This is a genomic window from Lentzea fradiae (genome assembly GCF_900100955.1).
GTDB classification, from domain to species: domain Bacteria; phylum Actinomycetota; class Actinomycetes; order Mycobacteriales; family Pseudonocardiaceae; genus Lentzea; species Lentzea fradiae.
Genome location: NZ_FNCC01000021.1, coordinates 48970 through 74590 on the forward strand (window position 1 = coordinate 48970; position 25621 = coordinate 74590).

A 25621-nucleotide genomic window follows, 5' to 3' on the forward strand; every position below is an offset into this window, starting at 1 on the left:
CGACTAGATTTCTGCGGCGGTCTTGGCGACTAGTTCCAGCGAGTTGCCTTCGTCGAGCGCTAACGTCCGTAGTGCCGCGAATCGTTCCGCAACCTGCTCGATTAGGGCGTGGTTTTCGACGTACTCGGAACGTAGGAATGTTTCCGTGTACACCACGTCGTTGTGCTGTAGATGCGGAAAGCTCAGCCACGTGAAGGGGCAACTCAACGCGGGATGGGCCCCAGCCGAGTACGGCACCACCCGAAGGCTCACCTCTGGCAGCTCGCTCACCTCCATGAGATGAAGCAGTTGTGCCTTCATCACGCGTCTGCCGCCTACTGCCTGGCGCAGCACTGCTTCCAGGAACACTGCCTCGACGACAAGGGGGTCGTCGCCGCTTGAACGGGTTGCCCATGACTCCCTGACGCGCGAGAGCTGTGCGGCTTTGGCAGGCTCGTCTCTCTGCGTCGTTGCCGTGGTGTAGTCGGCGAGCTGGAAGATGGTCGGTACCGTGTCTGTGGCGAATGTCCGCAGCCGTGTCGCATCGGCGATCAGACGCGGGAAGTCCTCAGCCGGGTCGAAGATGGCTGCTTGAGGCTGCCGGAGCGCTCTTAGATCCGCGGCGTGCTGTGCCTGCGACATAACGAACTGCCACTCAGGTGTGGGCACCTTGTAGACATAGCCCAGCGCCATGATGTCGACGGCCGCGGAGGGCTGTATCGCGTTCTCCATCATGGACAGCTTGGCGCTGCTGAAACCGACGAGTTCGCCTGCTTCGACGAGGCTGAGGTCGCGCTCGTCTCGCCACATGGCCAGCTTCCGTCCGACGGCGCGTTCGAGGGCAGTAGCTCGGAAGTCCTTAGGCATGAGGAGATCGACGCCTCACGATCACTCTGCTCGCTCTCATCTCGGTGGCGAAGCGCTGGTCGCCTACAGCGGCGGAAAGGGCTCGTCCTCGTCTTCGCGGATCTCGTCCTCGGCTCCGTCGGACTCCTGGAGGCGCACGCATCGGCGGGAGATCCACTTCTGCGACTGGTCCTCGTCGAGGCTGATCTCGTCGAGTGCTTGGACGACCGCCGCATAGCCTTCGACCGCGTGTTCCTCTTCGACGAAGAGGCTGGAGTTCTCGGTCGTGGTCCAGATCAGCGGCTGGTACTTCGGGAACGTGAGCTGCGTGAACGGTCCAGCCATACCTGCATGCGCACCGGCTGCCGCGGGCACGATCAAGATCCTGATCTTCTTCCAGTTCGCCATGCGCATGAGGTGTTGGAGCTGGGCGATGTGCTTATTACGCCCACCGACCTGGAGTTCAAGGGCGAACTCGTGGGCGTAGAACGTGCAGTCGAGACCGTTGCGGAGCAGCTCCTGCATCTCATGCAACGCACGCACCCGCTCGTCCAACTCGGTCGTCGGCACGGTCGCTGAAGCGGCCAACACCGCACGCGCGTAGTCAGCTGTCCGGAGGAGATCCGGGACCGCGTGAGGGTGCCAGCTGATCAGGGTCTTCGCCGCGGCAAGGTTGGTGCGGGCGGTGTGTGATTGGACCGGTGCGCACTTGCCGTACGGCTGCCACCAGCCGTTCAGCTCGGTAGCGGGGGAGAGGCTGAGCAGGAACTCGCGCTCGGGCTCGGGGACTCGGCAGATGCCGAGCACCACCGCGAGCTCCAGCAAGGTGAACCCTCCCTTGCCGTTCACCATGTCCGAGACCTTGGCCTCATGCCGGCCCAGCAGGTCGGCGAGCTGTCGGGAGGTCATGCCCGCTTGCGCGATGGCCGCTCGCAACCTCTCGCCGAACTCACGCCCGCGCGCGGTGGAGTACCTCTTCGGCATGTTCTGATTCCCTGCTCTGGTGCGAAGAACGTGATGAGAAGGTCGGCTGCTACTTGGTCTCGGCCCAGTTGGGCTGTTCGTCCTCGCCGTGGTTGATGGGCGCTTCGTCGAGTGCCTTCTCGTTGAGCTGGTTGTCGCGTCGCTGTGACAGCAGCTCTGTGCGCTGCTCGTTGGTGAGGGACAACCACGCTTCGCCATACGCCTCGGCTGGGAGGTCGTTCATCCGAGCACCCCCGCCTATTGGTGATGTCTTAGGTGCCGACGGCGCGCGGCTGCTCGCTGCCACCAGTCGAAGTGGTCGCCGATGACCCACGTCCATGTCGCCCCTGCCACGAGGCCGAGCGCGACCGTGAGCGCGGTCATGGCGGCTCCTTTCCTGCGGCGCGTGCGTTGGGTGTCCGGTGACGTGTTTGAGGCGGACGCGGAGTCCTCACGTCACCGGACGGTCTGACGGCTGCGGAGCAGGCATGTCAGACTGAAATCAAGATTTCATCAGCGCTCGATCAGCGGTACGGCCTGTGGGTGACCTGGGACGACCTGCTGCGACCTGGCGAGCTAGGAGGGGCGATGCGGACGTTTCGCACCGTGCTTGAGCAGCGGATATGGGAACGTCGGCAGACGCTGGAGGAGTTTGTCCAGGAAGCGGAGCTGTATGCGCGAGAGCATCGGGAGCCTGGAACGCTCGGGCTTCGGCACCTTCAGCGGCTTGTCGCTGGGCGTCGGTCGGCTGGCGAGTCTCTTGGTCAGGTGAAGGCCAGTACCGCGCGGTTGCTGGAGAGCATGCTCGGGTCGCCGGTCGAGGAGTTGTTGTCTCCGCCGATGGAGCGCGGTCCTGCGGCCAGTGACGTTGGCGCGTCGATTCATCAAGGCGTGATGGGTGCGTTCGAGTGGCTGGATGATGCGGCTGGTTGGGCCAAGGGGTCGGCCGTCGCGAAGGTCGGTGCCGGGTTGAAGCTCGCCGACATCGGTGCGCTCCAGGGCCAACGTGCGCAGCGGAGCCGGATCGGCCGACGTCAGGTCGCGGACGCGGTGAGGCGGTACTACCGAACTGGTGACACGTTCGGCGTCCGTGGTCCGGGCTTGGATGTTCGGACGAGCGTGTTCACACGGCCGGAATGGAGTGACCTTGGGCTACCGCTCGACGCGGACAACGAGCGGCTGACGCTCGTGCAACGAGCCGGAGCGGCATGCGTGTTGGACGCCGATTGCGCGGAGGCGGCTGCCCAGCGGCTCGTGACGTCTGCGGCACTTGGCGTGCGGTTCGCGAACCTGCCGCTGTACCGACTGGCGGAGATCGACGTCAGCGCCGAGGGCATCGGCGGGACTGTCGACGTGGGGAGTTTTGTGGAGTACGCGCTGACGATGGACCTGCTCGAAGCGGAGTTGGCGGATTCGGTGACGAGCGGTTCTGGTGCGCTGCACCCGTTGCGAGACAGGTACTTGCCGGACATGGAAGCTGTGCTCGATGTCGCCGGACGGGTCTGTGCGGGTGGGGTTCTGTCGCTGGTGGCGATTGCGCGGCCAGCGGACCCGTTCCGTGGCGCTGCTGACTACGCGTTGATCGTGCAGACGCGGTCAGACCAGGTGGTGAACGCCGCTGGGAGGCTGGCTGTCATCCCGAAGGGCTTTCACCAGCCGCTCACCGATCCTCGCGCTGATGCCCGGGTCGGTGCCACTCTACGGCGGGAGCTGGAGGAAGAGTTGTTCGGACGAGGCGACGTGGACACGACTGCAGGTGCAGCGCGGGCGGCGGCGCCGATGCATCCTGGTCGCTGGTCAGCGCCGATGAGGTGGCTGGAGGATGAGCCGGACCGGATGCGGATGGAGTGCACCGGGTTCGGGCTGAACCTCGTGAGCGGCAACTACGAGTTCGCCACGCTCGTGGTGATCGAGGACGAGGAGTTCTGGCCGCAGTTCGGCGGGCAGCTCGAGGCGAACTGGGAGGCGTCCGGGTTGACGTTGTACTCAAGCCTGGACGGCGAACTCATCACGGACCTGGTGCAACAGGAGGCTTGGAGCAACGAGGGGTTGTTCGCATTGCTCCAAGGGCTCCGGCGACTGCGTGAGATCGGCGGCTCGCGGGTGGGCCTGCCGAGCTTCGAGCGGTCAGGTCTGTGACGGCCAGCGGACGGTCATGACGACGGAGTCCGCGAGGGCTTCCCACGAGTGGTCGACGCCCGGACCCCACATGATGTAGTCGCCCTGGCGGCTCATGGTCTTGCTGCCGTCTGTGGTGTCCACGCGGAAGTTGCCTTCTACCAACAGAACCAGCGTCGTGCGCTGGTCGTCAGCGGTCCACTCCGGACGCTTGTCGCCGGCCGGGTGGAGTCCCCACTTCACTTCGACGTCCTTCTGGGAGCGGACGCCGACCGATGGGTCGATGAAGTGTCCGACTAGCCAGCCGCGGGTCTCCGTCGTGTCGTCTGCGGCGTTTCCGGCTTGCCAGTTGGCGGTCACTCGATCTCCCATTCGATCCAGGGCAGGTCCACGCGGTCGCCACCGATCTCGCGGAGGCGTCGTAGGCCCTGTAGAAGGGCGAACAGCCCTTCGTTGCTCCAAGCTACATCGTGGATGAGTTCCTCCAGCAGCTCCGCGTCACGGCTGGAGTACTGGTGCAGGCGCGACGCTTCCCAGTTCGCTTGAACCTCGCCGCCAAAGCGGTTCCAGAACTCCTCGTCCTCGATGACGATCAGGCTGGCGAACTCGAAGTTGCCGCTTACGAGGTTGAGTCCGAAGCCTGTGCACTCCATGCGGAGACGGCCGGGTTCGGCCAGCAGCCAGCGCATCGGCTCGGACAGCCGACTTGGGTGCATCGGGTCTGCGTGGCGCTGTTCGCTCATCGTGTTGTCGATGTCGTCGCGTCCGAACAGCTCTTCTTCGATCTCGCGGCGGAGGGTCGCGCCTACCTGTGTGTCGGCGCGGAAGTCGGTGAGCGGCTGGTGGAAGCCCTTCGGAATGACCGCCAAACGGCGCGCGGCGTTGATCACGTGACCTGAGCGTTCCTGAATCAGCAGCAGGTAGTCCGGCTCACCGCGGAATGCGTCCGCTGGGCGGGCGATGGCGGTGAGTGCGAGGGCTCCACCTGCGCAGAGCCGGTTGCCGACGTTCAGCACGGCTGAGAGGTCGGGCAGGTACGCGTTGCGCATCGGGAGTGAGCTGGCATCCGCCGGCTTGTCGGTGGTGAGCGCGTCGATCAGCTCACCTTCGAGCAGGTCCATCGTCACCACGTAGCCAACGAAGTCGGTCACGCCCACGGCGCCCGCGAGCTGGTGCTTCTGCATGTCCACGTCGAGCAGCCGGAACAGCGGCATGTTCACCATGCGGTTGCCCAGAGCCAGGGCTTCGGCCAGCCGTTGTGCTGCGCGGTCTGCGCCCGCCTCGTCAATGGTGATGTTGTCGCCTGGGGTCACTCCGGCGAGCTTCAGCTTGTCGTGCTTGGGGAACAGCGGGCAGTCGAGATCGAGCCAGTCCGGGTGAGTCAGCACCGTTGTGGAGGCGGTCGTGTCCGGGCCGAACGCCGCGGTGTAGCGGCCGTGGCCGGTGGTTGTGGTGCCGTAGTAGTCCGCGAGTGCGCGGACCGTGTCGCGCTGGTTCACGCTGCTGCGCCGCACGCCGCGGTCGTGCAGGTCGCGGATGTCGAGGGCGACGAGACGCGCGGCGACCTCGCGGCGAGCGGTGCCGGGGTCCCAGCCGGTGTGGGCGTCGAGCCAGTTCAGAGCCGCGACGATCGTGGGGTCTGCGGTGAGCCGTCGTTCGGCGTCTTCGGCCGCGCCTGCCGGGAGGTCGAGTGGGCCGCCGCTGATCAGCTTGGTGAAGCGGGCCTTGACGTCGTCGGGAGCCTGCTCCAGCGCGGTGTCGAGGATGCCCTTCATATCCCCGCGAGGCTTCGTGTCCGGCTTCTGGTGCCACGAGGCGACCGTACGAACGCCGATACCCAGGCGCTCGGCGAACGCTTCGTGAGTCAGACGCATTGCGCTCTGCAGGGCACTTGCCGTTTCGCCGGTCCAGTCGATGCTCATGGTTGCGCTACCCCCGGAGCGCAGAACTTGCATTGAACATGCATCGCTCATGCATGGGTTTACACGGCGCTGCGCGCTGGAATTGGTGCATGGAAATCAAGCCGCTCAACCAGCAGAAACGCACCGCACTACCGGTTCTCTCGAACTTGCTTCGCTACCGACGCGAGGTCCGACTTCAGATCGTCCAGGCGCTCCGTGATGTCGATCAGGCGCTGTTCGACACTGTCCAAACGCGACCAAAGCGAGTCGCCGGGGTCGGTGATCGGCTCGTCTCGCTCGGGCGGGCGACGGCCGTGCAGCACGGCGTCGAGGTGCTGCGGGTGCCAACCCATGGCTGTAGACAAGGACTCCAGCGTCCGCGGCCCCCGCCGGCGCTCCACTGTGTGGTGCTGGATCTCGCGGACGATCGCCTGCGAGACGTTCGAACGCTCCGCGAGCTCGCGTTGACGCCAGCCGAGCTCGTGCACGCGCTCGTTGATCGCTCTGGCGACTGCCGCCCAATCCTCCGACACGTATTCCTCCGCGCTCCGCCTCAGCGCTGAGATTAGCCGCTTTTCGTTCTTCGGTGACGTGACACGGCGCATTCCGCGCTGTGTGCGATCAAACGCGCCTTCATGTGCGCTGAAATCAATCATTTAGAGCTGAAATCGTCAGCTCGTTCATTGAAGGGCCTATTCCTATGCGTACTTCTGTGTCTTCTGTTCACACCATCCGCGAGACCGCTTGGGTGCTCGGTGTCAGCCAGGGCGTCGTCTTCCGGGCGATCCGGCTCGGGCTCCTGACCGCCGAGCGCCAGTACGGACGTCTCGTCATCCCGAACAGCTCGCTGCGGCGACTGCTCTCGGAGCCGGGGGTGCCTCGTGACTGATCTGCGGCTGGTCGGCGTCGCCTGGTCGCTGGACCACCTGCGATGGGTGCCGACCGATGAGTTGACCGACGTCGTTGAGCACGACGGGCTGTGCATGTGGGCGTTCACGGGCGAGCCGCCGTGGGCGGACGAGGAACTGACCGATCAGGAGTTGGCCGAGCGGCAGTGCTCGGGGTGCCCCGTTCGGGACGAGTGCTTGGAGTTGGAGTTGCGCACGGCCGGCGCTGAGACGGTCGGGGTGTGGGGAGCGCTGCCGGAGGACGAGCGGCGCGAGGTGCATCGGCACTGGCTCCAGCGCGGTGAACGGGCCGAGAGGGGGCCGCGTTCATGAACGCCATCAGCGTCACGCCTACTCAGATGCTGGCCGCAGTCGGTGTCCTCTTGGTTCTGGTGTTGGTCTGGCGGGCTGGCTCTCGTCGGGCGAAGGCTGCGGCGAACGCGGCGCGGACGAGCGTTCGGCTGATGTCGCTCGGTGGCCGCGTGGTCGTGAACGCCGTGCTGATCGTGATCGTTCAGTGGGTGGTCGTGACGCACGGCGGGAACGGCTGGTTGTTGTTCGCGGTGCTCGGAGTACCGGCGTTGCTCGCGTCCTACACGCTCACGAAGGCGCTCACGGTGACCACGTACGAGCCTCGCGGCCGTGGTGGTGATCGGAAGTGAGCGAGCCGATCGAGCGGGTTGCTGTGCAGGTGGACCGGTTGTGCTGGACCGGGATCTTGCTCGGGCTCGCGTTCACAATGACCAATGTTCAGCAGTTCGCGGCGGCCGGTGCCGCGGTGTGGTCGTTGGCTTGGTTTGCGGCCTGGTTGTTGGACCCGATGGTGTCGCTGGTGCTGCTGGCGATCCTCCGTGCCGAGCAGGTGACTGCTCGGCACGGAGTGCGGCTCGGGGGATGGGTGCGGGCCGCGAAGTGGTTCACGCTCGGGGCCACGTACGTCATGAACACGTGGAGTGCGTTCGTGGCCGGGTCTGCGGCACTCGTGGTGTTGCACTCGGTGCCGCCGCTCGTCGTGTTCGTCGCCGCGGAGGCGGTGACGGAGCTGCGGGACAAGCTCGGGACCGCTGCGGGTGCCACAGTGGAGGACGTGGCACCCGCTCCGCGGACGTCGTTCGCGGAGTACCTGGCGGTGGCTCGCAAGGCTCGGAAGTCGAGCGCCAAGGTTTCGCCGGCGTGGGTTCGTGAGGTCACGGGGTGCTCGCGCGGGCTGTCTTCGAAGCTGGCTGCGGAGCTGAACGGGGACCAGCCATGAGCGGGGAGCTGGTGCCTGCCGAGCAGGTTTTCGAAGGGGAGCTGGTCGACGAGCGTGCGGCGCTCGTGCGGCGGATCGAGACGACCTGGCGCTACTCGCGGGTGGTGCCTGCGGCGCTCAAGTCTCGGGAGGCGTTGAAGCTCGCCGCGAGGGATGCGCTCGCCTGGGTGCTTCGCGCTCCTCTTCGGTGTGCGAGTGCCGTTGGTCGTGGCCTGGTGGTTGCGGCGCGCGGCTGGCGCAACTGGGTTCGGGTCCGGGACTACCGCGACGCTGCCGAGCAGTCGGAGAAGCTGGCGGACAAGTTTGTTGAGATCCGCGCGCTGACGCTGTTCCGATGGAAGGTCACCGGCACGGTGTTGCTCGCGGGCGGTGCGGTGATCACGGTGGCGTGGGTGCTCTACGGCGACCTCGTGTTGTGGAGCGTTGGAGGCGTCAGCGCGGCCGTGCTGGCCATCGTCGGACGGGCGAAGGACGGCTCACCAGGACGAAAGGCAGTGCTCGCCGGACCGCGCACGCTGACTTGGACGATGGACTCTCAGGTGCTGGTCGACGCGTTCCGGGACGCCAAGCTGATCGGGAAGGACGAGACGTTGCGCCTGGTCGAGCGTGCGTCTCGGCAGGGCGCTGGTTGGGCGATCACCGTGGACCTGCCTGCCACCCGCAAGGCGGCCGACGTCGTGAAGCACCGGGAGGACCTGGCGTCGGCGCTCGCAGTGGACGAGATCCAGCTCAGTGTCGAGCGCGTGCGCGGCAACGGTGGTCACGCCGGTCGTGTGGCGATGTGGGTGGCCGATGAGGACCCGTACGCCTCACCACCGATCCGCACGCCCTTGCTCACGGTCGAACGTTGGGACGCGTGGCGACCGGTGCCCTTTGGCACGGACGCTCGCGGACGGCGGATAGACCTGCCGTTGGTGTGGACGTCAGTGCTGATTGGTGCGATTCCGCGGCAGGGCAAGACGATGGCCGAGCGGTTGGCTGCAGCGGGGCTCATCCTCGATCCACACGCGCGGCTGTACGTCGCCGACTTCAAGAACGGGAAGGACTGGCAGGCCGCGGAGCAGGTCGCACACCGGTTCATGGCCGGCGACGACAGCGAGCACGTCTTGGCGTTCCTGGACTGGCTCGTTGAGCTGGTCGCGGACGTTCAGCGGCGGTATCGGCGGATGCAGGACCTGGACGACGTCACGTGTCCCGAGTCGAAGGTGACTCCGGCGATGTCCCGTGATCCGTCGCTGGACATGCCGATCACGGCGCTGATCGTCGACGAGGTACACATTGCACTAGAGGATCGCACTCCTGTTGTGGTGCAAGGGAAGAAGCTCACCGCAGGAGAGCAGATTGGCGAGCTGCTGACGTGGCTCGCGAAGAAGGCGCCCGCGGCTGGCCTGGTGCTGGTGCTCGCTACGCAGCGGCCGGACAGCAACACGATTCCGTCGAAGTTGCGGGCTGTGCTCGGGTCGCGGTTCGCGCTGCGGGTCATGGATTGGCGGGACAGCAACATCGTGCTCGGGGAACAGATGAACACCCGCGGGTACGACAGCAGCCGGTTGCTCCCATCGCACAAGGGCGTCGGCATCCTGCGGCCGGACGGAGAGACACAGGCCGGGGCCGATGTGCTCGCACTGACCGTGCGGACGTTCTACATGCCCAACGAGGACTGGCGGGCGATCTGCGAACGCGGCCGGGCGCTCCGCGAGGCTGAAGGCACGCTGACCGGGCAAGCCGCTGGTCAGGACACGCCGCTGCTCCACCGCGCGGAGGTCGTGCGGGAGATCGACGGGCCGAGCCGGGACGAGATCGAGCTACCGGAGCCGTTGGCCGCGGTCGTGGACTACCTCGGTGACGGACTGGACGAGCGGGAGTTCGTGCCCACGGCCGAGCTGGTGGATGCGCTGAACGTCGAGCCGACGACGTTCGGGAAGGACATGGGCGATCTCGGGTGCAGGCCCACGCGGCAGTACGTCCAGGAAGACGAGGGCACGCGGCGGGTCCGGGGCTATCTGACCGCGGACATCCGGGCTGCGATTGTTGAAATCGGCTCGTCGCACATACCCGACGTGGACCAGCTATGACCGGTGAAGATCCGGACTGCGGAGAGCTAAAGGTCAACCTTCCGGCGGAGCTACCTGTTCTCACCAGGCGAGTAAGCCGCATACTGCTAGACATCCTGTTCGAGTTGAGCGAGGTGGAGGCCCTGGACGGGGTCTCCGGGAGGGAGGTGTGATGACTGTTGAAATCAGCCGGGACCCGTGGGCGACGCTCGATGACCTGTGGGGTATCGAGGTCAGCGAGGTCGTGGAAGACGGCATCGGGCCGGTAGCGGGCTACGGCAGGTGCTCGACGGAGGACAATCAGGACCCGGAGACGTCCCGCGGCTGGCAGTTCGGCAACGCGGAGAAGTTCGTCGGGCCGCTGGGTGGTCGGATCGTGGAGGAGTTCTTCGACGTCGGGAAGTCGCGGTCTGTGCCCTGGGAGCGGCGGGACGAGGCGTCACGGCTACTGGCAGCGTTGAAGAACCCGCATCGCGGTTGGAATGCCGTTGTCGTGGGGGAAGGGACGAGGTGTTGGTTCGGCAACCAGTTCTCGTTGATTGCTCCGCGGTTCGAGGCGTACGGCGTTGACCTTTGGGTGCCGGAGTTGGGTGGGAAGTACGACCCGCGTAATCCGTCGCACAAGATGCTGATGAGCGTGCTCGGGGGCATGAGCGAGTCCGAGCGTCAGCACGTGCAGGCTCGTGTTCGGGCCGCGATGGACACGCAGGTGCTCAACGAGGGTCGTCACCAGGGCGGACGAGCGCCGTACGGGTACGTCACGGTGGACGGCGGGCCGCACCCGAACCCGCGCAAGTCGGCGGAGGGCTACCGGCTGCGCGTGCTTGCGATCGACGACGAGTCCGCATGGGTCGTCCAGCGCATCTTTGCCGAGTACTTGAGCGGCATGGGCGACCGGGCGATTGCCAACGGACTCAACCGCGACCGGATTCCGTGTCCGTCCGCGCGACGGCCGGATCAGAACAAGCATCGGCCCGGAGACGGCTGGCAGGGCAGCACGGTGCGGGCGATCGTGGAGAACCCTCGCTACACCGGTTATGCCTTCTTCGGACGCTCCACGAAGTACGAGACGCTGCTCGATCCCGACGACGTCTCTGCTGGTCACGTCGTGAGGTTCCGCAAGGCCAGTCCAGACAGGGTGGTCCGGTCGCGTAATCCGGCGCATCCGAAGATCGTGGAGATCGAGGACTTCACGGCCGCTCAGCTACTGCGGAAGTCGAAGGGAAGCTTGCGGAGCGCGCGCAAGACGGAGCGGTCCGGGCGTGCGCTGAAACACCGCTACCTGTTCCGCGGTCGTATCCGGTGCGACATCTGCGGGCGGAAGATGGAGGGCAGCCCACGCAAGAAGGCGATGTATTACCGGTGTCCGGCGCGGACATTGGCTCCGGGATCTCCTGTGCTCGATTCGCATCCTGGCGCGGTCTATTTGAGAGAGGACGCCCTTCAGGACGCCGTTAACGGCTGGCTGGGGCACGTCTTCGATCGGAAGAACCGGGATCGGACCGTCGCTGCGTTGATGGATTCGCAGGAGCCGGTGATCCAGATCGGTCGTGATGCGGCGAAGAAGCGGCTCGCTGAGGCGGAAGCAAAGCTGACCAGGTTCCAGAACGCCATCATGGCCGGCGTGGACCCTGCGGCGCTGGTCGAGGCGATCAACGAGGCACAGGCCGAGAGGCTCGCGTCACGAGCGGCCCTCGACAACGTCCCAGCACCGGTGGAGGTGGACGTCGCAGAGATCTATGCGGCGATCGACTCGATTGGGGACGTCAGCGCCGCGCTGAGAGGCAGTGCGCCGACGAGACTGGAAGAGCTGTACGAAGCGATAGACCTGCAAGTCCGGTACAAGCAAAACCCCCACGAAGCTGATGTTTCCATCAACCCCGTGGGGGTGAATAACGCTGGTGTCCGAGGGGGGACTTGAACCCCCACCCCCTTGCGGGGACTAGCACCTCAAGCTAGCGCGTCTGCCATTCCGCCACCCAGACTTACGGGGAACAGCATACAGGCCCCCGGGAGGGCCCCGAACGCGGGGTTACGATCGCCCGGTGAAGGTCATCGTCGAGGCCGACGGCGGGTCGCGGGGCAACCCCGGGCCTGCCGGATACGGCGCGGTCGTCCGGGACAAGCTCAGTGGCGAGACGCTGGCCGAGCGCAAGGGGGCGATCGGGGTCGCCACCAACAACGTCGCCGAGTACCAGGGGCTCATCGCGGGGCTGCGGGCCGCGCGGGAGCTGGGGGCGGAGACCGTCGACGTGCGGATGGACTCCAAGCTCGTCGTCGAGCAGATGGCCGGGCGGTGGAAGATCAAGCACCCCTCGATGCAGCCTCTCGCGAAAGAGGCGCAGGGGTTGGTGCGGTCGTTCGCGAAGGTCAGCTTCGAGTGGATTCCGCGGGAGCGGAACCGGCAGGCCGACCGGCTGGCCAACGAAGCCATGGACGGGGACGAGCCGAAGCAGGCCGGGGAGACCGAGCCGAGCCGGGCCGAGGGGGACAAGCAGCCGCACTGGAGCGGGGCGACGGGGGAGCCGACGCGGCTGGTCCTGTTGCGGCACGGGCAGACCGCCCTGTCGGTCGAACGCCGGTACTCGGGCCGGGGTGACCACCCGTTGACGGAGCTGGGGCTGGAGCAGGCTGAACGGGCCGCGGCGCGGCTGTCCAAGATGGACGGCATCGACGCGGTGATCTCGTCGCCTCTCCAGCGGGCGGCGCAGACGGCGCGGAAGCTGGCCGACAAGCTCGGCCTCGACGTGGTCACGCACCAGGGGTTGATCGAGACCGACTTCGGGACGTGGGAGGGGCTGACGTTCGCCGAGGCGGCGGAGCGGGACCCGGAGGTGCACCGGCGGTGGCTTGGTGACACGAGTGTGCGGCCGCCGGGTGGGGAGAGCTTCGACGAGGTGCACGCTCGGGTGCGGAAGGCGCGGACCGACATCATCGCCCGGTACGGCGGCAAGACGTTGGTGCTGGTCAGTCATGTCACGCCGATCAAGACGCTGTTGCGGCAGGCGTTGGACGTGGGGCCGCAGTTCCTGTTCCGGATGCACCTCGACCTGACGGGGGTGTCGGTCGCCGAGTTCTACCCCGACGGGCACGCGTCGGTGAAGCTCGTCAACGACACGTCACACCTCAGCTGACCTTCCGCAGGCGCGGGGTCAGGGCCAGCAGCAGGCGTTCGGCGGCGGCGTCGAGCAGTGCTCGTGCTTGCGGGGTGTCGATGTCCTGGTCCAGCACGAACTCGCCGCGGACGACGTGGTCCGCGCCCTTCGCGGCGAGCAGGGGGTGCAGGGCGTAGTCCATCGCGACGAGGAAGCCCTGGCTGCCGCCGGTCGCGAGGGGGAGGACGGCGCGGCCGCGCAGGGCCTTCTTCGGCAGGAGGTCGAGCAGGGCCTTCACCAGGCCGCTGTAGGCCGCGCGGTAGACGGGGGAGGCGACGACGACGCCGTCGGCGGACAGGACGCTGCTCACGGCCTGGGCGATCTCCGGGTCGCGGAGGTCCTCGGTGAGCAGGGACAACGTCGGCAGGGCGCGCACGTCGAGCAGCGTCACGTGGTGGCCGGCGGTCCTGAGGACCTCCGTCAGGTGGGCCACGACGAGGCCGGTGGGCGCGGACGGGGACGGGGCTCCGGAGATGATCAGCAGGTCGGACACGGGGCTGCTCCCTGAGGTCGCTATGGGTGGCGGGCGCTCAGCGGGGGCAACACAGGCTGGCTGCCACGCGGCCGTAGTCGACGTGGCGACGTCGTGTCATGACTGAAGAGTCAACCAACGTCCGCACCGGTGGACAACAGCGTCCAGACGCTGGGATATCCTGGGGGCGCGGATGAGTCGGCAGGGCGGCCGCGGCGGGTCACACCGCCGAGGAAAGTCCGGACTCCACAGGGCAGGGTGGTTGCTAACGGCAACCAGGGGTGACCCTCGGGACAGTGCCACAGAGAACAGACCGCCTCGGCGCGAGCCGAGGTAAGGGTGAAACGGTGGTGTAAGAGACCACCAGCGCCCCAGGTGACTGGGGCGGCTAGGTAAACCCCACCCGGAGCAAGGCCAAGAGGGCACCGCGAGGTGCCTGCGTGAGCGTTCGAGGGCGGCCCGTCCGATGCTCACGGGTAGGCCGCTAGAGCCTGTCGGCGACGGCAGGCCCAGATGGATGGTCGCCGCGCGGGAGGAGTTCCCGCGAACAGGATCCGGCTTACATGCCGGCTCATCCGCCTGTATGCATGGTGACGTGCTCTCTCACCTGGAATGCGCCCGTTGCGGCCGCGAACACGATGCCGACGCCGTCCAGAACCTCTGCCACGAGTGCTCGTCGCCGCTGCTGGCCCGCTACGACCTGACGAAGGTGGGCAGGCCCACGGCCGAGAACAGCCTGTGGCGCTACCGCGACGTCCTGCCGGTGCGCGAGCCGGACCCGGCGTTCAGCCTCGGCGAGGGCATGACGCCGCTCATCGCACTCCCGGCGCTCAGCCGGGCACTCGACGCGCGGGTGCTCATGAAGGACGAGTCGCTCGTCCCGACGGGGTCGTTCAAGGCGCGTGGTGCGGCGGTCGGGGTGGCGCGGGCCAGGGAGCTGGGGGTCGAGGGCATCAAGATGCCGACGAACGGCAACGCGGGTGCCGCCTGGGCCCTGTACGCGGTGCGGGCCGGGTTGCGCAGCGTGATCGCCATGCCGGAGGACGCGCCGCTGATCACCCGAGAGGAGGTCCTGGCCAGTGGCGCGGAGCTGCGGGTCGTGCCGGGCACCATCGCCGACGCCGGGAAGGCGCTCGCGGACGTCGGCCTCTTCGACGCCTCGACGTTGCGCGAGCCGTATCGGATCGAAGGCAAGAAGACGATGGGTTACGAGATCGCCGAGCAGCTCGGCTGGCGCGTGCCGGACGTGATCGTCTACCCGACCGGCGGCGGGGTCGGGCTCATCGGCATCCACAAGGCGCTGCACGAGATGCGCGAGCTCGGCTGGATCGACGGGAAGCTGCCGCGGCTGGTCGCGGTGCAGTCCACCGGGTGCGCGCCGATCGTCCGGGCTTTCGAGCAGAACGCGGCGGAGTCGGAGTTCTGGGCGGACGCCTACACCGGCGCGTTCGGCATCAACGTGCCGAAACCGTTGGGGGACTTCATGATCCTGCGCGCGATCGCGGAGACCGGCGGCACCGCGGTCGCCGTCACGGACGAGCAGATCGCCCTGGACCGCGAGGAGTGCGCCCGGCTCGAAGGCGTGTTCCTGTGCCCGGAGGGTGCCGCGACGATCAGCGCCGTGCGGGCGCTGCGCGGGACGGGGTGGCTCGCGCCGGACGACGAGGTGGTCGTGCTGAACACGGGTGCGGGCATCAAGTACCCAGCTGTCCGCCTCTAGGTCTGGCCCTTCGCCGGGGGTGTTACAGAATTTGGGCTGTTCGAGTGGAGCGGCACGGGCGGCTGACCACTCCCGGTATCACGACACCTCGCCTCGAATCCTCCTGTCAGACGGTCGGCCCCTGCAGCCGGCCGTCTCCGAGGGAGGGATGAGACATGCAACGCAAGCTGACGATCGTGCTGGCCCTGTCCGGCCTCGTCACCGCGGGAGCCGCCGGGGTCGCGACCGCCGACGACACCGAGCTGCCCGTCTACGGGGTGCGGAGCTCGGGGCTCGACCCGGAGCAGGCCCAGCGGCTGCAACGGGTCTTCGGCCTCAAGGACGTCCAGCGGTCCGACGCCGGGGTGGTGTCCTTCGCCGACGAGCAGCGGTACCAGTACCTGCCGACCGTCGACAAAGGACAGGGCGAACGCGACGAGGACGGCAACGAGACCAGGCAGACCGGGATCGACCTCGACGCGGTGAAGCGCATCAGGACGATCCCCGCCGACGAGGCCGCGAAGCGCGCCGAGGAGGGGCTGCGGGCCGCCGGGGTGTTGCCCGCCAACGCTTCGCCCACGGCGCAGTACACGACGTTCGAGCTGGCCGACGCCAACGGACGCACGTCGGTCACGGCGAACCTCGACACCAGCGTGTCGTACACGTTCCAGCTGGACGGCATCCCGTTGGAGGGTGAGGGCGCGAACATCCGCGTCTCGTTCGACGCGGAGGGCGTGACGGCGGTCAGCCACGCCGCGAGCACCTACGACAAGATCGGCTCGGTCAAGGTCAACGACCTCGCCTACGGCACCAAGCTGTGCCAGAAGTACCTGGGCGCGGGCGTGAAGGCCGCGGCGGACTACGTCTACGTGGCCCCGGCGCTGGAGGACAAGGCCGACAAGCTCGAACCGTCGTTCCGCTGCACGGGCCGCACCGACGACGGTGGCGCGCCGCAGGCGATCACGCTGCCCGCCGCCGTGGGAGCGGAGCTGCCGCAGCCGGGTCCCGTCCAGGGACCGCGTCCCGATGCGGCGCCCCAGTTCCAGGCGCAGGCGGCCGGCACGCAGGTCGGCAGTGAGGGCACCGGCAACTGCTCCGGCCTGCCCAACACCGCCGCGAACATCGGCACGTTCAACTCCGAGGCGGCCACGCACGGCATCCCGCGGCACTTCAGCTGGCTCGACCACAACGCGTGGGAGAGCGACTTCAAGGACCCGGTCTTCCCCGGCGGCCAGGACACCTACTGGGCCGACGACGTCGACCTGACCTACTGGCAGGGCCACGGTTCCGGCACCGGCTTCTACTTCACCGGCTGCTCCAGCCACAACGACACCAAGCTCGCCAACACCGAGGCGCGCTGGGGCAACAACGACGTCGAGTGGATGAGCCTGTTCACCTGCCTGATCCTGGAGAACACGACCGGCGGCCAGAGCTGGGCGCAGCGCTGGGGCCAGGCGTTCCGGGGCCTGCACCAGATCAACAGCTTCACCACGATCAGCTACAACTCCGCCAACCACGGCGGCAAGTTCGGCCACTACATGTGGCGTTCGCCGTTCCTGTGGTGGAACCAGCCGATGAAGGTCCGCGACGCGTGGGCGCAGGCCAGCATCGACACCCAGCCCGCCTCGGTCCGGTGGGCGACGATGGGCCCCGTCACCACGTCCGGCGCGCTGGGCAACTTCAACGACTACTTCTGGGGCAAGGGCTCGGTCGGCCCCGACTACACCTCGTTCGGCGGCTACTGGAGGATCTCCGGCTCGTCCTGACAGGTAACGCGGGGGCCCTACGTTTCCCACCGGGGAACGTAGGGCCCCCGCGTTCCCGGAGACGGGGGTCAGCGCTTGGCCGGGCGGCCGGACGGCATGCGCAGGACCGGGCGGAACGGCTCCCCGGCGTTGTACTGCTCCTCCAGCTCGGTCACGTAGGCGAGCACGGCCGGGTTGACGATGTCGGCCAGCGAGCGGACCTCCGCCTGCGGCTCGCAGGAGGCGAGGTAGGTCGCCGCCGCACGGGCCCGCTCGAGCACGGCCCTGTCGAAGTTGACGGTCCGCTGGACCCGGCGCCGGGATTGCGTGCTCTGCCCGGTAGGCTCGTCCACGCCTGGAGCACCAGAGGAGGCTGTGATTCCGTCCACACTTCCGTCCGGCACGAGGTCAGGTTCGAGCATGGGCCAATCTCCTCGGAGTCGTGGCTCCGGGCCGCACACCCGCCGGGGTCGCGAACCGGCTCACCAGCACGTTCACCTGGGTGGACACGTGCGCGTGTCCAGGGTGCACGCACTGTGGGTCACCAGCGCCTTCGCAGTCGGGTGAACCTTCTCGGCGACGGGGAGAATCTTGATCCGGGTGTTCCCCACTGACGTCTCCTCGGTGATGATGTGTCGGCCAGATTAGACGTAATTCTCCGCAGGGGGAACGGCCAGATGATCCACAGCCCGCGACAACTGCCCCACACGACGTGACGAACTCGTGTTCTACTCGTAGCGCTAGCCCCCGCGCACTCTGGAGTACGAAATGACCGCCATGGACCTGGTGACACTCGCTCAGCAGCAGCCGCAGGTACCGGGCACAAGCAATGTCCGCGACTGGATCCTGGACAACATCGTTCCGCTGCTCCTCCTGACCGTCGCGCTCCTGCTCCTCTGGCTCGGTGGCGGCAAGGGTGACAACGCGGGCGTCATGCGCCGTCTCGGCGGCGTCATCGTCGCGCTGGCCATCATCGGTCTCGCCGTCACCACGGACGCCGGGTCGAACATCGGCAAGTGGCTCGCCGGCCTCTTCGTCGGAGGCTGACACGTGCGGGTCCGCACTGACGACGAGGTCTACCGGGTCGACGCCGTCTGGCTCGGCCCGCCCAAAGCGACCTTCCCCTGGCGCGCGCGCTACGTCGCGTGGGGCGTCGGGATCGTCGTCTTCCTCGTCGTACTCACGATCGAGCGGCAGATGGGCATCGGGTTCGGGTTCTTCTCGACCGCCTGGGCCCTGGTCGCGACGATCCTCCTCACCCGCTTCATCACCGCGCGGATCAGCCACGAGAGGCCCCTCACCGCGGTCATGTCGATGTGGGTGCACGAGCTCACCGCACCTCGAGAGCGCACGGCCAGCACCGGTGGAGCGGCCAGCGCCGCCCGGATCCGGGTCAGTCCGCAGCGGCCTCGTCCCAAGTTGAGCAGGAAACAACGGGCGAGACAGCAGGCGCAGCCCCGCCGGACGTCAGCCAGCCGTAAGAAGGAGGTTCGCGGTGTTCGGACGCCGGCGAGACCGTGATCGTCGCTCCGCCCAGCACATCGCCCAGCACGCCGCCGCGGACCCGCGAGAGCGCGAACGGGCCGCCTACTCCAAACGCGGGCGCCGCCTGCCCGGTGAGCAGGCCGTGCCGAGCTACACCCCGTCGATCGCGGCCCGCAGCATCGACGGTCACCTGCTGCGCACCGGCCAGGAGGTCTACGCCTGGTACCGGCTCGCGCCGCAGCGCTGGTCGTTCCGCAGCGACTCGCAGCGCCAGGACCTGATCGCCGCCATCGCGGGCCAGTACGCCGAGCTGCAGGGCCGCTGGATGCACCTGCGCGTCACCACGCGGCCGTACCCGATCCGCATGTGGGCCGAGGCGCACGTGCACAACGCCGTCAAGCGCCTGCCGGACACCCCCGGCACGTTGTCGTTCGACGACTACATGGTCGGCGAGCAGCAGCAGCTGATGGGCCGCTCGATGGCGGAGAAAGAGGTCTACCTGGGTGTCCAGGTGCAGACCCGCAACATGATGGACCGCGCCGTCGAACGCGCGGCGCCCGTGCTGCGCAAGGTCTTCCCGGACGCCGTCGACGCCGAGCTGGTGGCGCTCGACTCCGAGGTGGAGCACCTCGACCAGGTGATCGGCTCCGCCGGGCTCGAAGGCCGCCCGGTGACGGCCGAGGAGATGTCCTGGCTGATGCACCGGTCGTGCTCGCTGGGCCTGCCCGCGCCGCGCAACCTGCCCGCGGTGCCCGGTGCCGCGTGGGAGCCGGAGGACCTGGCGTCGTTCACCGACGCGGCCGACTTCCACCAGGAGCCCTACTCGCCGACGGTGACCGTGCGCGGCCGCACCGGCTCGAACGCGGGCATCCGGCGGCACGTCGCCGTGCTCACAGTCGGGCTGATGCACGGCCTGCAGATCCCCGAGGTCGACGACCCGTGGGTGCAGCGTTCCGACCGGCTCCCGGCCGCCGTCGAGTGGTCGGCGCGCATCTACGTGCGCAAGCCGGAAGAAGTGTCCGGCGAGCTGTCGCGGCAGATGAGCAAGGTCCGCTCGCAGGTCCGCCACTACACCGACGAGCACGAGCTGGAGCCCCCGCAGTCGCTCGCCCGCCAGGCCGGTCGCGTGCTGGAGATCGACGACGAGATGACGTCGGGCTTCACCGCGCTGGGCACCAGGGTGCGGTCGTGGTGGCGCCTGGCCGTCAGCGGCCCCACCGAGCGCGAGGCCCTGCGCCTGGCCCAGCAGCTGCTGGAGCTGTACAAGCCGAAGATCGCGATCGAGCACCCCGAGGCGCAGTACGCGATCGCCCGCGAGTTCATCCCCGGCGAACCGCTCGCGAGCGGCGCGTACCTGCGCCGCGGCAGCGTGCTGTGGGCCGCGTCGGCGGTGCCGACGGCCACGGCCGAGGTCGGTGACCGCCGCGGCATCCTGCTGGGCGAGACCGTCACGGCCACCCGCCGCCCGGTCGCGTGGGACCCGTGGATGGCGCAGGAGCTGCGCGACGCCTCCGGCCTGACGGCGATGGTCGCGGGCCTCGGCGCCGGCAAGTCGTTCCTCGGCGGCGGCATGGTCTACAAGACCCTGCGCGCCGGTGCCCACTGGACGCTGCTCGACCCGTCCGGCCCGCTGTCGGCGCTGTGCGAGCTGCCGGAGCTGCGGCCGTACGCGCGGCCGATCAACCTGCTCAACGCCCAGCCCGGCATCCTCAACCCGTACCGGGTGGTCGCCGAGCCGATGATCGAGCACTTCCTCGACGAGGACGACCCCGAACGGGCCTGGCGCCGGGAGAAGGCCCTCGCGGCCGCCACCCGCCGCCGGCTCGTGCTGGACGTCCTCACCGGCCTGCTGCCGTTCGAGGTCGCGCGCCTGCCCCAGACGCGCATCGTGCTGCTGCGCGCGGTCCGCACGGTCGGTGGCCGCTTCGACGCCCACCCCGGTCTCGTCTTCGAGGCGCTGCGCCGCGACGCGTCCGAGCACCACGAGCACGCCGTCGTCGTCGCGGACTTCCTCGACGAGATGCGCGAGCGCATGTCGCTGCTCATCCCTGAGGAAAACCACGACCCGTACAACGAGGTGCGCGACGACCGCCTCACCGTCCTCACGATGGCGGGCCTGAACCTGCCGAAGGACGGCGTCGGCCGCGAGCACTGGACGGACGCGGAGTCGCTCGGCGTCGAGATGCTGAACCTCGCCGCCTGGCTCACCCAGCGCTCGATCTACGAGAAGCCGAAGGACCAGCGCAAGGGCGTCTGGATCGACGAGGCGTTCTTCCTGTCCGAGGTCCCGACCGGCCGCGTGCTGATGAACCGCTTCGCCCGCGACTCCCGCAAGTGGAACGTCCGCGTGCTGCTGTCGTCGCAGATCCCCGCGGACTTCCTGAAGATCCAGGGCTTCGTGGCGCTGCTCGACTCGGTCTTCGTCGGCCGCCTCGACGACGACCAGGCGCAGGCGGACGCGCTGCGGCTGCTCAAGGTGCCGGTCGGCGCCGGGTACGAGCAGGTCGTCGCGTCGCTCGGCCGCCGTCCCGGCGGGGAGCGCACCGCGACCGAACGCGACCGCGCGCCCCGCCAGTTCATCTTCGGCGACGGTGCCGGTGGGGTGGAACGGATCCGCATCGACTTCAGCGGCCCGCACCTCGAGCACCTGCGCACCGCCCTCGACACGACGCCGGACGCCAAGCGCGACTCCGGTGGCGATCTCGTGCGGGCGGAGGACGACCACGCGGCGCCTCAGCCGCCCGCCTACGTGCCCGACGAGATCGACGACGAACTGGCGGCGGACATGGAGCTCGGACTCACGGAGGACCAGGCGCAGCTCGGCCAGAACGATCTGGTCAGTCACGGTGACGGAAACACCCGCCACCGGGGCGGCGGCGCATGACGGCGCTGACCATCGTGCTGGCGATCGCCGCCTTGCTCTGGGCGAGGCGGCGGTTCGCGCTGCGCGTGTCGGTGCGCGCCAAGAGGGTCGGCGTCGTCGCCGCCCTGCTGGCGCTCCAGGTGGTCATGGGTGCGCCGGTGGCGCACGCCCAGTCCTGCGAGCCGCCGAACCCCGAACGGCCCGGCGCCGGCATGGTCGGCGCGCTCGACCCGCCCGTCGGCAACGGCCTGCCCGGCTCGCCCTACCTCGAGTACGGGTACGCGGGCATGGTCTGGCACAACTACTCGACGAAGTGCAACGTCGTGCCGGACGCCAGCGCCACGCTCGACACGGTGGCGGGCAACCAGCTCTTCAGCATCGGCAAGAACATCGTCGGTGCCACGAACGCGTTGCACTACACCGTGATGGGCCGCGGCCTGCTCGTGCCGCTCGACGACGCGGTGAAGAACGGCGTCCAGAAGGTCTACGACAACGTCTACCTGCGCTGGTTCGGCCTGGTGGCGTTGCTGCTCGCGATCCTGATGTTCCGGCAGATCTGGACCGGCGACTTCGCCACGATCTCCAAACGCGGGCTCTGGGCGCTGGCGGCGATGTGGCTCGCGACGTCGACGCTCGCGCTGCCGCAGTTCTACAACCTCCTCGACAACACGCTGGTCTCCAAGACCTCCGAGATCCAAGCGGGGTTCATCGAGGCACCAGAAGAACAAGGCACGCTCCACGTCCTGCCGACGAAGCTGCACGACGCCGTCGTCTACCAGAGCTGGCTGCGCGGCGCGTTCGGCACACCCGAGGCACCGCAGGCCGCCGAGTACGGCCCGCGCATCCTCAAGGCCCAGGCGTGGACCACGGCCGAGATCGCCGAGGGCAAGGACGGCGACCAGGCCGCCCTCGACGCCAAGAAGAACGAGTGGAAGGCCCTCGAAGGACAGCTCGGCACGGCGAGGGGCTACTTCGACGGCGCCGACGGCAGCCGCACCGGCGCCGGGTTCCTGTCCCTGTTGCAGGCCATCGCGTTCTCGCTGTTCCAGCTGTTCGCGAAGGCCGCGGTGCTGCTGGCCCAGCTGCTGCTGCGCATCCTCACGCTCGCCGGCCCGCTCATCGGCCTGGTCGCGCTGATCCACCACGACCTGCTGCGCAAGGTCGCCCGCGCGGCCGCCGTGACGGTGTTCAACGTGCTGGTCCTCGCGGTCCTCGCGGGTGTCCACGCGCTGCTGCTACAGGCGATCTTCAACGCGACCGGGCTGTCGTTGCTGACGAGGACACTGCTCGGCCTGATGCTGACGCTCGTCTGCTTCGTCATCGGCAAACCGTTGCGCCGCATGTGGCAGATGGTCGAGATGTCGGTCGGCTCCGCGAGCAACGTCCTGCCGATGAGCGGCGGCGTCTGGTCGAAGATGATGGGCCGCCGCAAGCAGGCCGGTCCGACGCCGCAGGACGAGTTCTGGGAGTCCGTGCGGGAGAACGAGGCAGGCGAGGACGTGCCGCAGCGCGGCCGCAACCGGGTGCGCCCGGAGGCGTCCAGCCCGGTCGTCGCGACGGCCCAGCGCCTCGACCGCGACGCGCAGGCGAGCCAGCTCACCGGAGGCAGGGACTCCTCGGCCGTCCGGTCGGGGGCACTGCCCGCGGGCTCGGGGCCCGCCACCGCGCTGCCGGCCGCCCGGTCGCGCGTCGTGGACAGCCCCACGGTCACCGACCGGCAGTGGGACCGGGTCGACGACGCGGTGCTCGTGCCGTCGCGGTCGAACGGGACGAACGGCTACGTACCGGTGCAGGAACCGCGCCGGGCGGAGACGGAAGTGGTGGCGGGACGCCCGGTGCACGTGATCTACCGGCCGTCCCGGGGCTTCGAGGTCAGGGACAACAGCTGATCGTGTGCACCGAGGAGGAAGGAGCGTAGATGCCGATCCGTACCAACCGCGGCCGTGCCGCGGTCTACCGCAGGTTGTGGGGCTGGCCGCTGCGCTCCCCGCGGCACCTGGCCGCGGCGATCATCATGTTCGTCGTGGTGGTCGTCGCGCTCGGCGTGCTCATCCCGCGCCTGCTCGACCGCGGGCCCGCCGGTCAGCAGGTGGCGGCACCGCCGTCCACGTCGGCGCCGGGCACCCAGGTCGGCCAGCTCCCGGCCAGCGGCGCCTCGCTGCCGACCAAGGAGCCCGCGCCGTCCAACTCCGCGAAGGCGGCGCCGCCTGCCGCCGACGCGCAGCTGGTCGCCGAGCTGTGGGCGGAGAACTGGATCAAGCCGCCCCCGAACAACGACGTCGACAAGTGGCTCAAGCAGCTCGACGAGTACACGACCCCCGAGTTCCTCGCGCAGATGGCCACGATCGACCCGCGGAACGTCCCGAAGGAGCTCACCGACCGGGTGAAGGCCGTCAGCTCGACGACCTCCTCCATCGACTTCGAGGTCCCGACCGACCTCGGCAAGGTCCGGATCACGACCGTGAGGGCGCCGGACGGCAAGTGGCGCGTGAACAGCTACACGAAGGCGGACTGAACCCATGCGCGTGATGTTGGTGGTGGGTGCCCTCTTCGCGATCATCGTGATCGCGGTGGCCACGTCTGGTGTCACGCAGGTCGTCAGCAACTCCACGAACCCGGCGGTCACCGCCGGGTTCGCCAGGATGAGCTGCAACGCGGCCATCGGCCCGTGGGACGCGGGCGGCGGCGACAAGGGCCGCTACGACGCCTCGCGTCTCAACGACGAGCAGCGCAACATCGTCGCGCGCATCATCTCCATCGGCCAGGAGCGCGACCTGCCGCCGCTCGCCTGGCAGATCGCGATCCAGGCGGGCATGACCGAGTCCGGCCTGCGCCCGCTCGACTACGGCGACCGCGACTCGCTCGGCATCTTCCAGATGCGGCCGTCGATGGGCTGGGGCACGGAAGAGCAGGTCATCGACCCGACGTACGCGATCAACAAGTTCTACGACGTGCTGCTGAAGGTGCCGGGCTGGGAGGAGAAGCGCCCCGGCGACTCGGCGCAGGCGGTCGAGCGCTCGGCGTTCCCCGACCGCTACCACAACTGGGAGGCGATGGCGGCCTTCCTGCTGGGCGAGCTCGGGCAGATCAGCGACCCGGCGGGCTGCGGCGAGGGCGCGGGCGAGTTCCTGCTGGCCTCCAACGCGGCCGGGATCGCGATCGAGTTCACCAAGCAGCAGCTGGGCGAGCCGTACCTGTGGGGCGGCAACGGCCCGGACGCGTGGGACTGCTCCGGCATCCTCGTGAAGGCGTTCGCCGAGGCCGGCGTGAAGATCCCGCGGGTGGCGAACGACCAGTACGAGCAGGGCGGCGCGCACCTCCCGGTGCGCGAGGCCCAAGCGGGTGACCTGGTCTTCTGGGCGACCGACACGTCGAACCCGCGCACGGTGCACCACGTGGCCATGTACCTCGGCGGTGACGAGTACATCCACGCGCCGCAGACGGGTGACGTGGTGAAGATCAGCAAGATGAACTGGGACTACTACGAGCTGATGCCGCTGGCCGTCCGGCCGGGCGTGTAGATCGCGGGGAGGCGCTGCATGTTCAACCACGACCCCATCCCGAGGCCCTCCGGACCGCCCGCGTCGAGCACGCCGGTGCGGGACTACATGGCGGCCGGTGCCCCCGGCGTGACACCCGACTACGTGGTGATCCCGCGGGCCTTGGCCGAGTCGATGCCGCTGCCCTGGCAGCAGCACCTGATCCACCTCATGGCGGAGTTCCACCGCACGTACGGCCACCTCAAGTGGCCCGTCTACCGCGTGGTGCCCTCGCGCTACGAGAAGCTGGCCGACCTCGACGAGGAACAGCTGGCCGAGGTGGGCGCGATCATGGAGATCGACTCCGACGGCTCGCTCGTCTACCGCGACCGCTCCGGTCGCAGGATCGAGAACGCCGAGGACCGCACGGTGCTGGTGTCGTGTTTGGACCCGATCCCGTCGGAGTACGCCAACGCCAACCAGTCGACGCCGCCGAGGGGATTCCCGGCGCCATTGGGAGGCGAACGCGTATGAGTGACTCGAGTGGATGGTTCTACTGCCTGACCCACCAGACCGTGGAGCACGGCAAGGGCTGCAAGGGAGCGGACCGCATGGGCCCCTACCCGGACGAGGCCGCCGCGGCCCGCGCGCTGGAGATCGCGCGGGAGCGGACCCGTGCCGCCGACGAGGCGGACCGCAAGCACCGCGGCGACGACTGACACG

Annotated in this window: 26 protein-coding genes, 1 tRNA gene and 1 other RNA gene; 19 read left to right on the top strand and 9 right to left on the bottom strand. The window is 68.4% G+C overall.

Annotation, left to right across the window (positions count from 1 at the left end):
• Positions 1 to 3 precede the first annotated feature (3 nt).
• The 3 genes from BLT23_RS36580 to BLT23_RS41145 all read right to left on the bottom strand — a co-directional run bounded on the left by BLT23_RS36580 (position 4) and on the right by BLT23_RS41145 (position 2032).
• Complete coding sequence (locus tag BLT23_RS36580; RefSeq protein ID WP_090059266.1) at positions 4 to 846, bottom strand: helix-turn-helix domain-containing protein; 843 nt, start codon at positions 844 to 846, stop codon at positions 4 to 6.
• A gap of 63 nt (positions 847 to 909) precedes the next feature.
• Positions 910 to 1809, bottom strand: a complete 900-nt coding sequence (locus tag BLT23_RS36585; protein WP_090059269.1) for a helix-turn-helix domain-containing protein — start codon at positions 1807 to 1809, stop codon at positions 910 to 912.
• A 49-nt stretch (positions 1810 to 1858) separates the two neighbouring features.
• Entirely contained in the window at positions 1859 to 2032 is a 174-nt protein-coding gene (locus BLT23_RS41145; RefSeq protein ID WP_176947094.1) for a hypothetical protein, read from the bottom strand.
• 344 nt (positions 2033 to 2376) lie between these two features.
• On the opposite strand from BLT23_RS41145, the gene BLT23_RS36590 reads away from it, so the two are divergent.
• Entirely contained in the window at positions 2377 to 3927 is a 1551-nt protein-coding gene (locus BLT23_RS36590; RefSeq protein ID WP_090059272.1) for a hypothetical protein, read from the top strand.
• On the opposite strand, the gene BLT23_RS36595 is transcribed toward BLT23_RS36590, so the two are convergent.
• The 3 genes from BLT23_RS36595 to BLT23_RS36605 all read right to left on the bottom strand — a co-directional run bounded on the left by BLT23_RS36595 (position 3916) and on the right by BLT23_RS36605 (position 6340).
• Positions 3916 to 4266 (bottom strand): signal peptidase I, encoded by a 351-nt coding sequence (locus tag BLT23_RS36595; RefSeq protein ID WP_176947095.1) that lies wholly within the window; start codon positions 4264 to 4266, stop codon positions 3916 to 3918. The genes BLT23_RS36590 and BLT23_RS36595 overlap by 12 nt on opposite strands.
• Complete coding sequence (locus BLT23_RS36600) at positions 4263 to 5828, bottom strand: helix-turn-helix domain-containing protein (RefSeq protein ID WP_090059278.1); 1566 nt, start codon at positions 5826 to 5828, stop codon at positions 4263 to 4265. Before BLT23_RS36600 ends, BLT23_RS36595 begins: the two co-directional genes overlap by 4 nt.
• Before the next feature lie 128 nt (positions 5829 to 5956).
• Positions 5957 to 6340 (bottom strand): helix-turn-helix domain-containing protein, encoded by a 384-nt coding sequence (locus tag BLT23_RS36605; RefSeq protein ID WP_090059281.1) that lies wholly within the window; start codon positions 6338 to 6340, stop codon positions 5957 to 5959.
• Positions 6341 to 6519: 179 nt separating this feature from the next.
• Here BLT23_RS36605 and BLT23_RS40365 point away from each other — a divergent pair, with 179 nt between their 5' ends.
• The 6 genes from BLT23_RS40365 to BLT23_RS36630 all read left to right on the top strand — a co-directional run bounded on the left by BLT23_RS40365 (position 6520) and on the right by BLT23_RS36630 (position 11921).
• A complete protein-coding gene (locus BLT23_RS40365) occupies positions 6520 to 6696 on the top strand; it encodes a helix-turn-helix domain-containing protein (RefSeq protein ID WP_143036170.1) in 177 nt (58 codons plus the stop codon).
• Positions 6689 to 7027, top strand: coding sequence for a WhiB family transcriptional regulator (locus BLT23_RS36610; protein ID WP_342713732.1), 339 nt, complete (start codon positions 6689 to 6691; stop codon positions 7025 to 7027). The genes BLT23_RS40365 and BLT23_RS36610 overlap by 8 nt, the downstream gene beginning before the upstream one ends.
• A gap of 131 nt (positions 7028 to 7158) precedes the next feature.
• Positions 7159 to 7356 carry a hypothetical protein gene (locus BLT23_RS42360; RefSeq protein ID WP_406601504.1) on the top strand — a complete coding sequence of 66 codons (198 nt, stop codon included), beginning with the start codon at positions 7159 to 7161 and terminating at the stop codon, positions 7354 to 7356.
• On the top strand, positions 7353 to 7946 hold the full coding sequence (locus tag BLT23_RS36620) for a hypothetical protein (RefSeq protein ID WP_245744549.1): 594 nt from the start codon (positions 7353 to 7355) through the stop codon (positions 7944 to 7946). Before BLT23_RS42360 ends, BLT23_RS36620 begins: the two co-directional genes overlap by 4 nt.
• The gene (locus tag BLT23_RS36625; protein WP_090059285.1) at positions 7943 to 10021 is read left to right on the top strand and encodes an FtsK/SpoIIIE domain-containing protein; all 2079 of its coding nucleotides are present in this window, start codon (positions 7943 to 7945) and stop codon (positions 10019 to 10021) included. The genes BLT23_RS36620 and BLT23_RS36625 overlap by 4 nt, the downstream gene beginning before the upstream one ends.
• 151 nt (positions 10022 to 10172) lie before the next feature.
• The gene (locus tag BLT23_RS36630) at positions 10173 to 11921 is read left to right on the top strand and encodes a recombinase family protein (RefSeq protein ID WP_090059357.1); all 1749 of its coding nucleotides are present in this window, start codon (positions 10173 to 10175) and stop codon (positions 11919 to 11921) included.
• Here BLT23_RS36630 and BLT23_RS36635 read toward each other — a convergent pair.
• Positions 11900 to 11985, bottom strand: a tRNA-Leu gene (locus BLT23_RS36635). The two genes, BLT23_RS36630 and BLT23_RS36635, sit on opposite strands and share 22 nt — an antisense overlap.
• 60 nt (positions 11986 to 12045) lie before the next feature.
• Between BLT23_RS36635 and BLT23_RS36640 the strand changes: the two genes are divergently transcribed.
• A complete protein-coding gene (locus BLT23_RS36640) occupies positions 12046 to 13134 on the top strand; it encodes a bifunctional RNase H/acid phosphatase (RefSeq protein ID WP_090059287.1) in 1089 nt (362 codons plus the stop codon).
• Here the strand turns inward: BLT23_RS36640 and BLT23_RS36645 are convergent.
• Positions 13127 to 13648: an NAD(P)H-dependent oxidoreductase gene (locus BLT23_RS36645; protein WP_090059290.1), complete on the bottom strand. Its 522-nt coding sequence runs from the start codon at positions 13646 to 13648 to the stop codon at positions 13127 to 13129. The genes BLT23_RS36640 and BLT23_RS36645 overlap by 8 nt on opposite strands.
• Positions 13649 to 13821: 173 nt before the next feature.
• Between BLT23_RS36645 and rnpB the strand changes: the two genes are divergently transcribed.
• From rnpB to BLT23_RS36660, 3 genes are all read left to right on the top strand, one after another.
• Positions 13822 to 14205, top strand: an RNA gene (gene rnpB / locus BLT23_RS36650) — RNase P RNA component class A.
• A 17-nt stretch (positions 14206 to 14222) separates the two neighbouring features.
• A complete protein-coding gene (locus BLT23_RS36655) occupies positions 14223 to 15347 on the top strand; it encodes a threonine synthase (RefSeq protein ID WP_245744550.1) in 1125 nt (374 codons plus the stop codon).
• A 155-nt stretch (positions 15348 to 15502) separates the two neighbouring features.
• Complete coding sequence (locus tag BLT23_RS36660) at positions 15503 to 17092, top strand: DUF6345 domain-containing protein (protein ID WP_090059294.1); 1590 nt, start codon at positions 15503 to 15505, stop codon at positions 17090 to 17092.
• A 68-nt stretch (positions 17093 to 17160) separates the two neighbouring features.
• Here BLT23_RS36660 and BLT23_RS36665 read toward each other — a convergent pair whose 3' ends face one another.
• Positions 17161 to 17424, bottom strand: coding sequence for a hypothetical protein (locus BLT23_RS36665; protein ID WP_245744551.1), 264 nt, complete (start codon positions 17422 to 17424; stop codon positions 17161 to 17163).
• Positions 17425 to 17839: 415 nt separating this feature from the next.
• Here BLT23_RS36665 and BLT23_RS36670 point away from each other — a divergent pair, with 415 nt between their 5' ends.
• From BLT23_RS36670 to BLT23_RS36705, 8 genes are read left to right on the top strand one after another with little or no spacing between them, the layout of a single operon-like run.
• Positions 17840 to 18118 (top strand): hypothetical protein, encoded by a 279-nt coding sequence (locus tag BLT23_RS36670; protein ID WP_176947096.1) that lies wholly within the window; start codon positions 17840 to 17842, stop codon positions 18116 to 18118.
• A 3-nt stretch (positions 18119 to 18121) separates the two neighbouring features.
• Positions 18122 to 18592: a hypothetical protein gene (locus BLT23_RS36675; RefSeq protein WP_090059297.1), complete on the top strand. Its 471-nt coding sequence runs from the start codon at positions 18122 to 18124 to the stop codon at positions 18590 to 18592.
• 19 nt (positions 18593 to 18611) lie between these two features.
• Entirely contained in the window at positions 18612 to 21440 is a 2829-nt protein-coding gene (locus BLT23_RS36680) for an ATP-binding protein (protein ID WP_090059362.1), read from the top strand.
• The gene (locus BLT23_RS36685; RefSeq protein WP_090059300.1) at positions 21437 to 23308 is read left to right on the top strand and encodes a hypothetical protein; all 1872 of its coding nucleotides are present in this window, start codon (positions 21437 to 21439) and stop codon (positions 23306 to 23308) included. Before BLT23_RS36680 ends, BLT23_RS36685 begins: the two co-directional genes overlap by 4 nt.
• Positions 23309 to 23337: 29 nt before the next feature.
• A complete protein-coding gene (locus BLT23_RS36690; RefSeq protein WP_090059303.1) occupies positions 23338 to 23934 on the top strand; it encodes a hypothetical protein in 597 nt (198 codons plus the stop codon).
• Positions 23935 to 23938: 4 nt separating this feature from the next.
• Positions 23939 to 24940, top strand: coding sequence for a C40 family peptidase (locus BLT23_RS36695; RefSeq protein WP_090059305.1), 1002 nt, complete (start codon positions 23939 to 23941; stop codon positions 24938 to 24940).
• Between the two features lie 18 nt (positions 24941 to 24958).
• On the top strand, positions 24959 to 25432 hold the full coding sequence (locus BLT23_RS36700) for a hypothetical protein (RefSeq protein WP_090059308.1): 474 nt from the start codon (positions 24959 to 24961) through the stop codon (positions 25430 to 25432).
• Positions 25429 to 25617: a hypothetical protein gene (locus BLT23_RS36705; RefSeq protein WP_176947097.1), complete on the top strand. Its 189-nt coding sequence runs from the start codon at positions 25429 to 25431 to the stop codon at positions 25615 to 25617. Before BLT23_RS36700 ends, BLT23_RS36705 begins: the two co-directional genes overlap by 4 nt.
• Positions 25618 to 25621: the final 4 nt, after the last annotated feature.